Annotated in this window: 12 protein-coding genes; 7 read left to right on the top strand and 5 right to left on the bottom strand. The window is 74.4% G+C overall.

Annotated features, from left to right (window positions below):
• Positions 1 to 8 precede the first annotated feature (8 nt).
• The 5 genes from WQO_RS23515 to WQO_RS23535 all read left to right on the top strand — a co-directional run bounded on the left by WQO_RS23515 (position 9) and on the right by WQO_RS23535 (position 7,891).
• Positions 9 to 986, top strand: a complete 978-nt coding sequence (locus tag WQO_RS23515) for an ArsR/SmtB family transcription factor (RefSeq protein WP_029182385.1) — start codon at positions 9 to 11, stop codon at positions 984 to 986.
• A 217-nt stretch (positions 987 to 1,203) separates the two neighbouring features.
• Positions 1,204 to 3,951, top strand: coding sequence for a class III lanthionine synthetase LanKC (gene lanKC, locus WQO_RS23520; protein WP_010061644.1), 2,748 nt, complete (start codon positions 1,204 to 1,206; stop codon positions 3,949 to 3,951).
• A gap of 81 nt (positions 3,952 to 4,032) precedes the next feature.
• Positions 4,033 to 4,164 (top strand): SapB/AmfS family lanthipeptide, encoded by a 132-nt coding sequence (locus tag WQO_RS23525; protein ID WP_003966507.1) that lies wholly within the window; start codon positions 4,033 to 4,035, stop codon positions 4,162 to 4,164.
• Between the two features lie 92 nt (positions 4,165 to 4,256).
• Positions 4,257 to 6,005 carry an ABC transporter ATP-binding protein gene (locus tag WQO_RS23530; protein ID WP_010061642.1) on the top strand — a complete coding sequence of 583 codons (1,749 nt, stop codon included), beginning with the start codon at positions 4,257 to 4,259 and terminating at the stop codon, positions 6,003 to 6,005.
• Positions 6,002 to 7,891 (top strand): ATP-binding cassette domain-containing protein, encoded by a 1,890-nt coding sequence (locus tag WQO_RS23535; RefSeq protein WP_010061641.1) that lies wholly within the window; start codon positions 6,002 to 6,004, stop codon positions 7,889 to 7,891. The genes WQO_RS23530 and WQO_RS23535 overlap by 4 nt, the downstream gene beginning before the upstream one ends.
• Here the strand turns inward: WQO_RS23535 and WQO_RS23540 are convergent.
• From WQO_RS23540 to WQO_RS23550, 3 genes are all read right to left on the bottom strand, one after another.
• Positions 7,860 to 8,465 (bottom strand): response regulator transcription factor, encoded by a 606-nt coding sequence (locus tag WQO_RS23540; RefSeq protein WP_010061640.1) that lies wholly within the window; start codon positions 8,463 to 8,465, stop codon positions 7,860 to 7,862. The genes WQO_RS23535 and WQO_RS23540 overlap by 32 nt on opposite strands.
• A gap of 302 nt (positions 8,466 to 8,767) precedes the next feature.
• Positions 8,768 to 9,649, bottom strand: coding sequence for a transglutaminase-like and tetratricopeptide repeat-containing protein (locus WQO_RS23545; RefSeq protein ID WP_010061639.1), 882 nt, complete (start codon positions 9,647 to 9,649; stop codon positions 8,768 to 8,770).
• 70 nt (positions 9,650 to 9,719) lie between these two features.
• A complete protein-coding gene (locus WQO_RS23550; protein ID WP_010061638.1) occupies positions 9,720 to 10,715 on the bottom strand; it encodes a GNAT family N-acetyltransferase in 996 nt (331 codons plus the stop codon).
• A gap of 117 nt (positions 10,716 to 10,832) precedes the next feature.
• Between WQO_RS23550 and fdxA the strand changes: the two genes are divergently transcribed.
• Positions 10,833 to 11,153, top strand: a complete 321-nt coding sequence (fdxA, locus tag WQO_RS23555; RefSeq protein WP_003966501.1) for a ferredoxin — start codon at positions 10,833 to 10,835, stop codon at positions 11,151 to 11,153.
• A 110-nt stretch (positions 11,154 to 11,263) separates the two neighbouring features.
• The gene (locus WQO_RS23560) at positions 11,264 to 12,358 is read left to right on the top strand and encodes a bifunctional succinyldiaminopimelate transaminase/glutamate-prephenate aminotransferase (protein WP_010061637.1); all 1,095 of its coding nucleotides are present in this window, start codon (positions 11,264 to 11,266) and stop codon (positions 12,356 to 12,358) included.
• 66 nt (positions 12,359 to 12,424) lie between these two features.
• On the opposite strand, the gene WQO_RS23565 is transcribed toward WQO_RS23560, so the two are convergent.
• Both WQO_RS23565 and WQO_RS23570 read right to left on the bottom strand, forming a co-directional pair.
• Positions 12,425 to 12,892, bottom strand: a complete 468-nt coding sequence (locus WQO_RS23565; protein ID WP_010061636.1) for a hypothetical protein — start codon at positions 12,890 to 12,892, stop codon at positions 12,425 to 12,427.
• 290 nt (positions 12,893 to 13,182) lie between these two features.
• The gene (locus tag WQO_RS23570; protein WP_193407229.1) at positions 13,183 to 14,109 is read right to left on the bottom strand and encodes a hypothetical protein; all 927 of its coding nucleotides are present in this window, start codon (positions 14,107 to 14,109) and stop codon (positions 13,183 to 13,185) included.
• Between the last annotated feature and the right edge of the window lie 45 nt (positions 14,110 to 14,154).

Consider the following 14,154-nt stretch of genomic DNA (forward strand, 5'->3'; position numbering starts at 1 on the left):
TGGTGGGCGTGGGCTGGTGGCAGGTCAGCGCGGACACGCTCGCGAACAGCCGGTTCGTCGTCTCGCCGCTCGCGGAGGCCGTCGCGAGCCTGCTGCTCCTGGAGCGGTCCAACGCCGGGCACCCGGGGGAACGCGCCTGGCTGGAGGCCCATCTGCCCGCGTACCGGCGTCGGGCGGCCGGCGACCCGGTCTCCGCGCTGGTGATCCGCTCCGCCCTCGCGCCCCGCTGGACCGCCGACTTCCTCACCCCCGCACCGGTCCCCGCCCCACCGGGCCAGGCCCCGCCCTCCTTCGCCGAGGAGCTGGCGCGGGTCCGGGCCACCCCGCCCGGCCGGGCGCGCGCCGATCTGGCCGTGGCGCTGGGCGGGCCGCTGCCCGCCGCGCTGGACCGGGACGATCTGGCCGAGCGCGCCGCCGACGCCGTGGAGTGGGTCTGGACGCACACCGTGCTGCCCGACTGGCCGAGGCGGCAGCGGGTCCTGGAGGCCGATGTGGTCGCCCGCACCGCCCAGTTGGGCCGAGCGGGCTGGGCCGAAGCCCTGAACGGCATGCGGCCCGGCATCCGTTGGCTGGGCGAGAGCCGGCTGCAGATCAACACCTACGACAACCCGCCCCGCGAACTGGACAGCGCTCAGATGCTGTTCATCCCCGTCACCCCGGGCCAGTCCTGGGTCTGCTGGGACATCCCGCACCGGTACGGACTGGTGTACCCGTGTTCCGGCGCGCTCGCCGAGGCCGGGCACACGCCCGTACCCGCCGCTCTGAGCGCGCTGATCGGCCCCGCGCGGGCGGCCGTCCTGTCGCTGCTGGCCTCCCCGCTCAGCACGACGCAGCTCGTCACGCTGACCGGCCAGGGGCTGGGCTCGGTCGGCCGCCATCTGCGGATCCTGCTGGACGCCGGACTGGTCCGCCGCCGCCGGGCGGGCCGCTCCGTGCTCTATTCCCGTACCGAGGCGGGCGACTTCCTGGTGCGCGGCGCGGGCTGAGGAGAGCGAGAGCGCCCGATGCACGCCCCCGCGCGCCCCCGGGCAGCGGCCTTACCTGGCGGGGCGAGGATCGGATACGCATCAGTACGGGGTGCGCTCCGCATGGTTGGCGCGCATGTACGAGTCGTGACAACGGTGACTATGGGCACCGCTCGTCGTTATGACAACTTCTCTCTCGCCGCGAACGACGCGGAGGAACCGAGCGAGGGGGTCGTGGGTGAATCCGGAGTACGCCGCGTACTGCCAGGCGGACCGCCGCTTCTACGACGCACCCCACCGTTCCCTCGGACCGGCCGGGGCCGTCGACGCGGAGAGCTCGTTCTACGCGGCCGTCCGTGGCTCCGCCCCCGAGGGGTGGACCCGCTCCCGGCGCGGTGACTGGCTCTCCTACAGCCCCGACGGGCTGCGGCTGCCGGCCCAGGGCTGGAAGATCCACATATCCGCCGCCCTCGACAACGCGGCCTCCGTGCTCGACCGGGTCACCGCCCACTGTCTGGAGCACCGGCTCGCCTTCAAGTGCATACCGAACGCAGGGCTCTTGGGCCTGCGGAACGCCAAGTACGCGGACCGGGCGGGCAGCGGGAAGTTCATCACCGTCTACCCGCCGTCCGAGGAAGCGTTCCCCGAGGTGTGCACCGCCCTGATGCAGCTCCTGGAGGGCGAGCACGGCCCGTACATCCTGAGCGATCTGCGGTGCGGGAACGGTCCCGTGCACACCCGGTACGGGGCGTTCGCCGCCCGCTTCTGCTCCGGTCCGGACGGGCGGCCCGTGCCCGCCGTCGCCGACCCGCAGGGCCGGCTCGTCCCGGACGACCGGGGCCCCGCCTTCCGCGTCCCCTCCTGGGTGACCCCGCCCGGCTTTCTGATGCCGCACCTCGAAGCCCGGGCCGCCGTGGGCCTCGCCGACCTCCCGTACGCCGTCGAGAAGGCGCTGCACTTCTCCAACGGCGGAGGGGTCTACCTCGGCCGCGACACCCGCACCGGGGAGCAGGTCGTCCTCAAGGAGGCCCGGCCGCACGCCGGTCTGGCCGCCGACGGGGCGGACGCCGTGGCCCGGCTGGAGCGGGAGAGGACCGCCCTGGAGCACTTGGCCGGACTGGACTGCGTCCCGGACGTCCGCGACGTGTTCCAGGTCGGCGACCACCACTTCCTGGTCCTCCAGTACATCCCCGGTACCACCCTCAACACCGTGTTCGCCCGCCGCTTCCCGCTGGCCCGGCAGAACCCGTCACCCGAGCTCCTCGCCGAACACGCCGCGTGGGCAGAGGAGTTGTACGGGCAGGTCGAGCGGGCCGTCGAGTCGGTGCACGAGCGGGGCATCGTCATCAGCGACCTGCACATGAGCAACGTCATGGTCGACGAGGAGGCCGGACGGATCGTCCTGCTCGACTTCGAGGCGGCCTCCCCGGCCGCCGAACGCCGCCGCCAGATCGTCGCCAACCCGGCCTTCGTCGCCCCGGCCGACCGGCGCGGCACCGACATCGACCGCTACGCACTCGCCTGTCTGCGGCTCGCCCTGTACCTGCCGCTCACCACGCTGTTCGGTATCGACCGCACGAAGGCCGCCGGGCTCGCCCGGGACATCGCCCGCGCCTTCCCGGTCGCGGAGGAGGCGCTGCGACCGGCGGTCGAGGAGATCCTGCGCGACGTACGGGATGCGGGAGAGGCCGGCGCCCGGCCCACTCCGGCAGCGGCTTCCGGTACGACTCCCGCCGCCGAGTCCGGCCGGGATTCCGGCGAGGCTGCCGCTTCCGCGTCCGGCCGCGACTCCGACAAGGCTTCCGCCTCCGTCTCCGGCCCCGCTTCCGCTTCACCCGCCGACCTCCGCGACTGGCCGCGCGCCCGCGACGCCCTGGCCCGGGCCATCACCGCCTCCTGTACACCGGAGCGCGACGACCGCTGCTTCCCCGGGGACATCGCCCAGTTCGCCACCGCCACCGGCGGCCAGTCCTTCGCCCACGGGGCGGCCGGGGTGCTCCACGCCCTCCACGAGACCGGCGCCCCGCCGTGCGCACCGGCCGAGGACTGGCTCCTGCGGCACGCCAAGGACCCGGCGTCCGGCAGCCCCCTCGGCTTCTACGACGGGCTCACCGGCATCGCCTGGACCCTGCACCGGATCGGCCGCACCGCCGAGGCCGCCGATCTCCTCCGGATCATCCTCGACCAGCCCCTGGAGGGCCTGACCCCCGGGCTGCACAACGGGTACGCGGGCATCGGCCTCGCCTTCGACGACCTGGCCCGCACCGCATCCGCCACCGACGCCCCGGCCCTGTCCGCCGCCGCGGACCGCTGCACCGCCCTCGCCGTCCGCGCGCTCACCGACGGTCCGCCGTCGCCCCGCACCGGACTGCTGCACGGCGCGAGCGGCATCGCCCTGCTGCTGATCCGCCGGTACGCGACCACCGGGGACACCGCCCTGCTCGACCTGGCCGCCGCCGCACTCCGCCGCGACCTGGAACGCTGCCGGGCGGGCGACGACGGGTCACTCCTCGTCGTCGAGGGCAAGCGGCTGATGCCGTACGTCGGTTCGGGCAGCGCCGGTATCGCGGCCGTCATCGACGCCTACCTCGCCCAGCGTCCCGACCCGGAGCTGGAGACGGCGGGCCGGGCCCTGCTCCCGGCCGCGCTCTCCGCCTTCTACGTCCAGCCCGGACTGTTCAGGGGCTCCGCCGGACTCCTGCTGCACCTCGCGGCCACCCCGCTGTGCGATCCGGCCGACCGGCAGCGCGCGATCGACCGCCACACCGACCTGCTGGGCAGTCACGCCCTGGCGTACGGCGGCGGACTCGCCTTCCCCGGCGAGCAGTTGATGCGCCTGTCGATGGACCTGGCCACCGGGACCGCCGGCGCTCTCCTCGCCCTGGGCGCCGCTGCCGGCCGCCCCACCGGACTTCCCTTCCTGCCCGCCGCTCCGGCGGCGGCACACCCCGGCCGCGCGAGCGGCCCCACGAACCGGCCCCGTTAGGGGTCGTCGGACCGGCCCCACCCGGGGTCGTTCCAGCACCACCGCCCAAAGCACCACCAATCGTCCCCGAAAGGACACATCATGGCGCTTCTCGACCTTCAGGCGATGGACACCCCGGCCGAGGACTCCTTCGGCGAGCTCGCCACGGGCAGCCAGGTCTCGCTGCTGGTCTGTGAGTACAGCTCCCTCAGCGTGGTCCTCTGCACCCCGTGACCCGCACCGGCCGGCCCGTCGGTGAGCACCACCGACGGGCCGGCCGGCCACGTGCCCGCAGGGGCCGCACCCCCGACCCGAAAGGCGACCCCGTGCCGCTGCCGCACCCGGACCCGAGCCCCGGCACGGCGTCCGGCGCCCGACGGCTCGCCCGGCAGCACCCGGCCGCCCTCACCTGGCTGTTCCTCTGCTCCACCGGCGGGGCGCTCGCCGCCCTCGCCCTGCCCGCCGCCCTGGGCCACACCGTCGACCGGCTCGTCTCCGGCGGGCCCGTGCCCTGGCCCGGGCTGCTGCTCTGCGCCGCCCTCGTCCTCGCCGAGACCGGGTTCGACGCGGCGGCCGCCGTGACCGGCACGACCACCAGCGCCCGGCTCACCGCGTCCCTGCGCACCCGCACCGCCGCCCGGATCCTGGCCGCCGAACCCCGCCGGGCCCTCGCCCTGCCCACCGGCGACCTCACCGCCCGGCTCACCGCCCGCACCGCCGACGCCGCCTCCGCGCCCGTCACCGCCGCCGGAGCCGTCGCGGGCGTCCTGCTCCCGCTCGGCGCGCTCGTCGGGCTCCTCCTCATCGACGTCTGGACCGCCGCCGCCCTCCTCCTGGGCGCACCTCTCCTGGTCCTCCTGCTCCGCACCTTCACCCGGGGCACCGCCGACGCCGGGGCCGACTACCAGCGCGCCCAGTCGCTCATCGCCCACCGGCTCACCGAGGCCCTGGACGGCGCCGACACCATCCGCGCCGCCCGCACCGGCGCCCGCGAACACCGCCGCGTCCTGGAACCCCTGACCGCCCTCGCCGACCACGGCCGCCGCACCTGGACCGTGTACGGGCGGGCCGTCGGCCGCAGCGGCCTCCTGCTGCCCCTGCTCATGCTGCTGGTCCTCGCGGTCGCCGGACTCCGGCTCGGCGCGGGCGCGATCGGCGTCGGCGAACTCGTCGCCGCCTCCCGTTACGCGAGCCTCGCCGTCGGCATCGGCTCCCTCACCGGAGCGCTCGGCTCGCTGGCCCGCAGCCGCGCCGCCGCCCGGAGCCTCGACCCCCTCCTCACCCTCGCCCCGCTGCCCCACCGCGGCCTGGGCCCGGTCCCCGACGCCCCCGGCCACCTCGAACTCCGCGACGTCGGCGTCGAACAGGACGGCCGGCCCCTGCTGACCGGGGTCCACCTGACCGTCCCCGGCGGCACGTCCCTGGCCGTCGTCGGACGCTCCGGCTCCGGAAAGTCCCAGCTGGCCGCGGTCGCCGGGCGGCTGCTCGACCCGGACACCGGCAGCGTGCTGCTGGACGGCGTCCCGCTGGACGGCATGGAACCGGCCCGGCTCCGCCGCGAAGTGGCGTACGCCTTCGCCCGCCCCGCCCTCCTCGGCACCACCGTCGAGGACACGATCGCCCACGGCCCCTGGACCGCCGCGCCCGACGCCGTACGCGAAGCGGCCCGCGCGGCCCGCGCCGACGGGTTCCTCGCTCTGCTCCCGTACGGCTACGCCACCCCGCTCGCCGACGCCCCGCTCTCCGGTGGCGAACGGCAACGCCTGGGCCTGGCCCGTGCGTTCGCCCATCCGGGACGGCTGCTGATCCTCGACGACGCGCTGTCCAGCCTCGACACCGTGACCGAGCACCACGTCCGCCGCGCCCTCGACGCCCGGGCCGGGCGCTGCACCCGGATCATCGTCGCCCACCGGCTGTCCTCGGCCGCGCGGGCGGACCGCGTCGCCTGGCTGGAGGACGGCCGGCTCCGCGCGACGGGCCGCCACGACGAGCTGTGGGAGGACCCGGACTACCGGGCGGTCTTCAGCACGGACACCACCGCACCTTCCCCCCTCGCCGCAGCGGAGCCCCGATGAAGCCCGGCCACGACCCGGCACGCCCCGAGTGCGACACCGCCCTGCGCCGGGTCAGCCGCGAGGCCCGGCCCTTCCTGCGGGCGCGCACCGGGGCGATCCTGCGGCTGTCCGGGTGGTCCCTGCTGGAGTTCGCGCAGACCTTCCTCAGCGGATACGGGGTCGCCCGCGCCCTCGACGACGGCTTCCTCGCCGGACGTCCGGCCACCGGCCTCCTCTGGCTGGCCGTCGCCGCCGTCGCCGTGCTGCCCTCCGTGCTCGCCGCCCGCGGCGTGTTCGGCCGGCTCGCCGACCTGGTGGAGCCGCTGCGGGACGGACTGGTGCGGCGTGCGGTGGCACGGGCGTTGTCGGGCGCGCTCGGCCGTTCCGGAGATGTCAGCACCCGATCCCTCTCCCAGGTCACTCATCAGAGTGAGATCGCCCGGGACGGCTGGGCCGGACTCGTCCTGACCCTGCGGTCGTTCGTGTTCACGGCCGCCGGAGCCGTCACCGGCCTGCTGGCCCTCTCGCCCGCCCTCCTCCTCATCGTGCTGCCGCCCCTGGTCCTGGGGGCCGCGCTGTTCCTCGGCACCCTGCCGCCGATGGCCGCCCGCCAGCGCGCCTACCTCGCCGCCGACGAGGCGTACGCCGCGCACGCGGGCGAGCTCGCCGCCTCCGTAAGGGACATCGCCGCCGCCGGAACCGCCGGGCGGACGGTGGCCGAGTCCCGGGTCCTCGCCGACGCGCAGCTCGTCGCCTCCCGTTCGCTGGCCCGCTGGTCGGCCGTGCGGGTGGTGGCCCTCGCGGTCTGCGGCCGGTTCCCGCCGCTCCTGCTGCTCCTGGGGGCGCCCTGGCTGCTGCGGAACGGGCTCACACCGGGCGGTCTCGTCGGCGCCCTGACCTACCTCACCCAGGCGCTCGCCCCCGCCGTCCAGGCGCTGATGACCATGCTGGGCACGGCGGGCGGCCGCCTCGTCGTGGTCCTGGACCGCTTCACGGACGCCCCGCCCCCGCCCGCCGACGAACCGGCCCCGGCCATCTCCGACGACGCGCCGCCACCTTCTCAAGGCCCCGCCCGTCGCGCCCCGGTCGCCGAACTCCACGAGGTCACCTTCGCGTACGGGCCCCGCGCCCACCCCGTCCTGGACCGGCTCTCCCTGGCGGTCGGGGCGGGCGAGCACCTCGCCGTCGTCGGCCCGAGCGGCAGCGGCAAGTCCACCCTGGCCGCCGTCCTCGCCGGGACCGAGCAGCCCACCGGGGGAGCGGTGCGGTGGCGGGGACGCCCGGCGCGGCCGGCCGACGCCACCTCCGTACGCGTCCTGCTGCCCCAGCACGCCTATGTGTTCAGCGGCTCGCTGCGGGACAACCTCCGCTACCTCCGGCCCGACGCCCGTGACCGGGAGATCGCGGCCATGGCGGACGCGGTCGGCCTGGACACGCTGCTCTCCCGGCTCGGCTCCCTCGACGCGGCCGTCGAACCGGACCGGCTCTCCCAGGGCGAACGGCAGCTCGTCGCGCTCGGCCGGGCCTACCTCGCCGCCCCGCCGCTGCTGATCCTCGACGAGGCCACCAGCCGGCTCGACCCGGCCGCCGAGACCCGCGCCGAGCTGGCGTTCGCCACCCTGCCGGGCGCGCTGGTCGTCGTCGCCCACCGGCTCAGCTCGGCCCGCCGCGCCGACCGGACCCTGGTGATGGACGGCCCGCGCACCCAGTGCGGCACCCCCGGCGAACTCCTGCGCTCCAGCGCCCTCTACCGCGACCTGTCCGGCCTCTGGGAGCCGGAGGAAGCGGATGCGGTACCGGAGCAGGACGTGCCGGAGCAGGACGTGCCGGAGGAAGCGCGGCGGGAACAGCGGCGGCTCGGCGAGGAGCGCGCCATCAGATCCACCCCGCCTCCTTCGCCCGTCTGATCGCGTCCAGCCGATTCCGCGCCCCGGACTTCCGGATGGCGGCGGCCAGATAATTGCGAACGGTCCCCGGCGTCAGGTGCAGTCGCGCGGCTATGCCGGCCACGTTGTCACCCTCCTCGGCCATCGCGAGCACACTCAATTCCCTCGGCGATAACGGCATGTCGGCCACCTGCAGAAGACTGAAGGCCAGCGACTCGTCGATATGCCGTCCCCCGTCCGCCAGTTTGTGCATCACCTCGCACAGGTCGTCCACCGGGCGGTACTTGTCGATGTAGCCGAGCGCTCCCGCCTCGTACGCCCGCCGCAGGCCGCGCGGCTGGTCGCTGCGGGTGAGCACCGCGAGGGGATACGTTCCTCCCTGCGGTGCGGTGACCGTCTTCACCTCGTCGAGTACGTCCCGTGCGCCCGGACAGTCGAGATCGGTGAGCAGCACGTCGGGGCACCCGCCGCTCAACGCCGCGCGTATCGCGCCGCGTTCCGCGGTGCGGACCTCTATGCCCTGCCCCGTGCCGAGGAGCGATGCCAGCGATGCGCGCCACAACGGCACGGTGTGGACCAGCAGCACAGTTGTCATCAATCTGCCCTCAGCTCTTCTCTTCCGGCCGCCCAACGCGGAATGCGATGGACTGTGCGCGCCCCGTGACGGGTTTCCAGTTGAGCGCATGGGCATTCGTGTACGCGGACGAACGGGCCGAATAACGCCACCGTTGGGCGCGGAAGGGGGCGTTCGGATGTAAATCGGGAGCGCACATCGCTCACGGACCCATCCGTCTCGCCAGGCCGGGGCACTTGCACGCGTGACGCCAGGCAGATTTCGGCGGATCCGCAGATGAACGGATCCGCCGATCCGCGGATTTCTTTACCGGAGGGCGGGATTCAGTTCAGCAGGGCGCGCGCCGCGTGAGCCTTGCGCCGGATGTTCTCGGCCGTCGTCGGCTCGATCTCGGCCAGGATCTCCGCATATTCCTCCATCTCCGCCGCCCCGCGCAGGAATTCACCGCGCTGGACGAGGAGCTGGGCGTGCTCGTAGCGGAGCCTGGCCGGATGCGAGGGCAGGAGCAGCGACAGCTCCACCGCCCACAGGGCCACGTCCGTGCGCTCGGGCCGGGCCGCCGCCCACGCCCGGATGTTGTTCAGGATCCGCAGCACGATCTCCAGCGGGCGGGAGGGCACCATCATCGACGGCTCCAGCGCCGCCCCGGTCGCCCCCGTGACCAGCAGCTCCGCGTCCTGGCCGGTCAGCGGCGCGCCCCCGGCGAACGGATCGGCCAGCACCGGGCGTTCCCGGTCGCCGAAGCCGACCACGAAGTGCCCGGGCAGCCCCACCCCGTACACCGGGGCGCCCGCCCTCCTCGCGACCTCGATCCAGACGACCGAGAGCAGGATCGGCAGCCCCCGGCGGCGCCGCAGCACCTGCTGGAGGAGCGAGGAGTCCAGCCGCTGGTAGTCGGCCGACGAGCCGCCGAATCCGCAGCGCTCACCCAGCAGTTCGGCCAGCGCCGAGGCCCAGCCGGCGGGGGAGCGGGAGCCGTAGGGCAGCAGACCCGCCAGCCGGTCCAGCTCGATCTGCGCGGCGTCGATGCCGTACGGGTCGGGGACGGGCTCCCCCGGAGTCACCGGGACGACCTCGGCCGGCCCCACCGGCCCGGCCTCCGTACCCAGCAGCAGGCACAGGAGGGCGAGGTCCGGCCGCTCGGACCGGGCCTCCTCGGCGAACTGCCGCCGCCGCTCGGCCGCCCCGGAATCCAGCCCGCTCATGTCCGCCCCACGCCCCTGCTCGTCCTGTCCCCGCCCCGGTCCCGGCCTGTGCGGCGCGCCGCGTGGCCCCTCACGCCGAGCGGTAGTGGTGGTACCGGTGATGGCCCGCGAACCCCATGCCGTCGTACAGCGCCCGCGCCCCCTCATTGTCCTCCTCGACCTGGAGCCAGGCCGCCCAGGCACCCTCGTCCAGTGCGCGGCGGGCCAGTGCCGTCATCACCGTCGTGGCCAGTCCGCGCCGCCGCTGCTCGGGGGCGACCTCCACGGCCATGAACCCGGCCCACCGGCCGTCCACGACACACCGCCCGATCGCATCCGGTGCGTCGTCGCTCCCCGGCACCGTGGCGAACCAGACCGAAGGGCCGCTGCCCAGCACCCGCAGCACGTGCGGGCCGGGCGTGGAGAAGCGCTGGTAGCGGGCGAGCCAGGCCGCGTCCGGCTCCCGGGTCAGACGGACCGCGGACACCTCCGCCTCCCGGTCCCCGACCGGTGCCAGCGCGGCGATCCGCACCTCCGCCGACACCTCGCGCCGCCAGCCGTGCTCCTCCAGCTCCGCGCACAGGAGCTCCTGCGTGCCCTCGGCCCCGGTCGCCGTCTGGACGTACGCGGGCAGCCCCCGCTCGTCGTACCAGCGGCGGACGCGCCCGAACGCCTCGCCGAGCGGCAGACCCGGATCGCCGAGCGGCAGCACGGAGTTGGCGCGCCGGGTGAAGCCCCCGGCCGCGCGCAGCCGCCAGTCGCCCAGCGCCTCGCTCTCCACCGGCTGCCAGGCGCGCGCGGTGACGGCCGCCAGCTCCTCGAAGGAGGCGGCGGGACCCCGGCGCCGGGCCGGGGCGGCGGGCACGACCTTGCCCGCGACCAGGGACGATTCCACGATGTGGACGGATTCCCCGCTCTTTCGTGTGATCGACACCACACCGTCGTTCCATGATGTGAGCACGCCGACCACGTCGGTGAACTGCGCGCGCGTGCCGCCGCTGTCCGTCCGGCGCCGCACGGACACGCGTTTGCCCACGTCAGCGGGTGTGATGCGGACTTCCAGCCGTCCGCCGATGGTGAATTCCACAGCTCTGTCCGCCCCTCCTGTTCGGATCGTGCCCGAGAACGGAGATACTAGGGGCGGGCATCGACGACGCCGCGCTCCCGCGCGAGAGCCAACGCCCTACCGAGGAGGAACGACAGCGTGACCTACGTCATCGCGCAGCCTTGTGTCGACGTGAAGGACAAGGCCTGCATCGAAGAGTGCCCCGTCGACTGCATCTACGAGGGCCAGCGGTCCTTGTACATCCACCCGGACGAGTGCGTCGACTGTGGAGCCTGTGAGCCGGTGTGCCCGGTCGAGGCCATCTTCTACGAGGACGACACCCCGGAGGAGTGGAAGGACTACTACAAGGCGAACGTCGAGTTCTTCGACGACCTCGGCTCGCCGGGCGGTGCTTCCAAGCTCGGTCTCATCGAGCGCGACCACGCGTTCGTCGCCGGACTGCCGCCGCAGAACCAGTAACACGGCGGCACCACGCGCGCAGCCCGGTCCCGTACGGCTCGTCCCCGTGCGGGACCGAGCCGTTTCCCGTGCCGCCGCCGTACCCGAAAACCCCGAGAAAGCAGAGCCCCGTGTCCGCAGTCTCCTCCCGCCTCCCCGTCTTCCCCTGGGACAAGCTCGCGCCCTACAAGTCGACGGCCCAGGCCCACCCGGACGGCATCGTGGACCTGTCGGTCGGCACTCCGGTCGACCCGGTCCCCGAGCTGATCCAGCGGGCGCTGGTCGCCGCCGCGGACAGCCCCGGCTATCCGACGGTGTGGGGCACCGAGGCCCTGCGGGACGCGCTCACCGGCTGGGTGGAGCGCCGCCTCGGCGCGGTCGGCGTCACCCACGCCAACGTGCTGCCGGTCGTCGGCTCCAAGGAGCTGGTGGCCTGGCTGCCGACGCAGCTCGGGCTCGGCGCGGGTGACAAGGTCGCCTACCCCCGGCTCGCCTACCCGACGTACGAGGTCGGTGCCCGGCTCTGCGGCGCGGAGCCCGTCGTCTACGACGACCCGACCGACCTGGACCCGGCGGGGCTGAAGCTGCTCTGGCTCAACTCGCCGTCCAACCCCACCGGCAAGGTGCTGTCCAAGGACGAGCTGACCCGGATCGTCGCCTGGGCGCGTGAGCACGGCGTCCTCGTCTTCAGCGACGAGTGCTACCTGGAGCTGGGCTGGGACGCCGAACCGGTCTCGGTGCTCCACCCGGACGTCTGCGGCGGCCACTACGACGGCATCGTGGCGGTCCACTCCCTCTCCAAGCGCTCCAACCTGGCCGGATACCGGGCCGCGTTCATCGCGGGCGACGCGGCCGTCCTCGGTGAGCTGCTGCTGATCCGCAAGCACGGCGGGATGATGACGGCCGCCCCCGTCCAGGCCGCCACCGTCGCCGCCCTCGGCGACGACGTGCACGTCTCCGAGCAGCGTGCCCGGTACGCCGACCGGCGCCTCGCGCTGCGTGCGGCCCTGGAGGCGCACGGCTTCCGCATCGAGCACAGCGAGGCGAGCCTCTACCTGTGGGCGACCCGCGACGAGCCGTGCTGGGACACCGTGGCCTACCTCGCGGAGCGGGGCATCCTGGTCGCGCCCGGCGACTTCTACGGTCCGGCGGGCGCGAGCTTCGTGCGGGTGGCGTTCACCGCGACGGACGAGCGGGTGGCGGCGGCGGTCAAGCGCCTGTCCTGATCCGGACACGCCGGAGGGCCTGAGGAGTGCGCACTCCTCAGGCCCTCCGGCGTATGCGTGTGCCGGTCAGCCGATCGGCAGGCCGTTCAGCGGCAGGGCGTCGGTGGGCAGGCCGCCCTTGCCGAGGCTGTCGGTGGGCAGACCGCCGCCGAGGCCGTCGGTCGGCAGACCGCCACCGGCGGCCTCGGCCACCCCGCCGACGGCCTCGCCCGCGTTGCCCGCGGCCTGGCCGGCGGTCTCCTGGGCGGCCGGGACGGCGACCTTGGCGGACTTGCCGACGGTCTCGCCCGCCGCCGGGAGTGCGGTGCCGACGAGCCGGCCGCCGGTCTCACCGGCGGCCTGGGTACCCTGCTGAGCGGCGCTGTCCAGGGTGTTGCCGACGTTCGCGCCGTCCAGTGCGGTCAGGCCGCCCAGCTCCGGGGCCGCCGGGAGATCTGCGGCGCTCGCGGCACCGGCCGCACCGACCACGGGGGTCGCGCCAGCGGCGATCAGCAGCGCGGCACGAGCGATCCGACGGGTCAGGGGGAGGGACATGATGCTCCTTCAGCGGGTTGTGCACGAATCTGTCTGTCCGGTGATCGGACGCACTGACAACCGCTTCGGGGGAGGGGAAGGTTGCGGCGGGCAAAGGTAAAGACTGGGTAATGCGTCCGATTATCCGCCGCGGAAGAACCCGGGCAAACAATCCATACCGCCGCGACCCGATGAACCGTCACTTCCCTTGCCGTACAAGGGAATCGGGGCAGAGGCGCAAGGTCGCGAGAAGCCGCGTGAAAAGAGCTCGGGGGCCCGGCCCCCATGGCCCGTACGAGCGACAGGGCGTACTACTGAACGACCTCGATCCTGACTGCGGTCGTGCCCGTTTCCTTGCCCTTCGCGTCTTCCGTCCGCCAGCCCGTACCGGCGCTCCAGACCCGGTCGGCATAGCTCACGCGCTCGATCCGCAGCGCCTCGGACTGCGCCACGGCCCAGTGCGCCAACTCCCAGCCGCGCCGCGGCGACGCCTGGTCCTCGGCCCGCGCCGAGGTCGCCGGGACGGGCACGGAGACGGTCGAGGCGGCGGAGGCGCCCGCGGCCTTCGCGGCGGGCAGCACGTCCTTGCCGAAGGCCCGCACCAGCTCGGTCCGCACCTGCCCGGCATTCCCCGGGCCCTCGGCCGTGGCGGTCGACGGGGTGCAGTTCAGCGAGGCCGGCCGGCGCCCGGTCAGCGCGGCCGCGAGCAGCGCGGCGTCCGGCTCGTGCTTGGCGTACGCCTGCGGGAACCCGCTGCGCTGGACGCGCTGCGCGGCCACGGTCAGCGGCAGCCGGGAGTAGCCCGGGACCTCGGCGAGATGGTCGTAGAACGCCCCGGCGGAGTAGACCGGGTCCATGAGCTGGGCTGGCTTGCCCCAGCCCTGCGAGGGCCGCTGCTGGAAGAGCCCCAGCGAGTCCCGGTCGCCGTAGTCGATGTTGCGGAGCGTGGACTCCTGGAGCGCGGTCGCCAGCGCGATCGTCACCGCCCGCTCGGGCATCCCCCGGGTGGTGCCCACCGCGGAGATCGTCGCCGCGTTGACGGCCTGGGCGAGGCTCATCTCGTACCGCTGGGTCCCGCCCTCGTCCCCGTCCTTCGCCTCCACCACACAGCGCGGCGGGTTCTTCGAGCCGGAGGAGTCGTACTGCACGGCCAGATAGCCGCCCAGGGCCGCGAGCACGGCGAAGGCGGCCCCGTAGCGGAAGAGGCGTCGTCGGCGAGGGCTGGCTGTCCTGGACACGGGCCCACCGTACTGGAGGGCCCGGGCGGGGCCGATACCCCAGTC

Source organism: Streptomyces globisporus C-1027 (assembly GCF_000261345.2).
Taxonomy (GTDB): Bacteria; Actinomycetota; Actinomycetes; order Streptomycetales; family Streptomycetaceae; genus Streptomyces; species Streptomyces pakalii.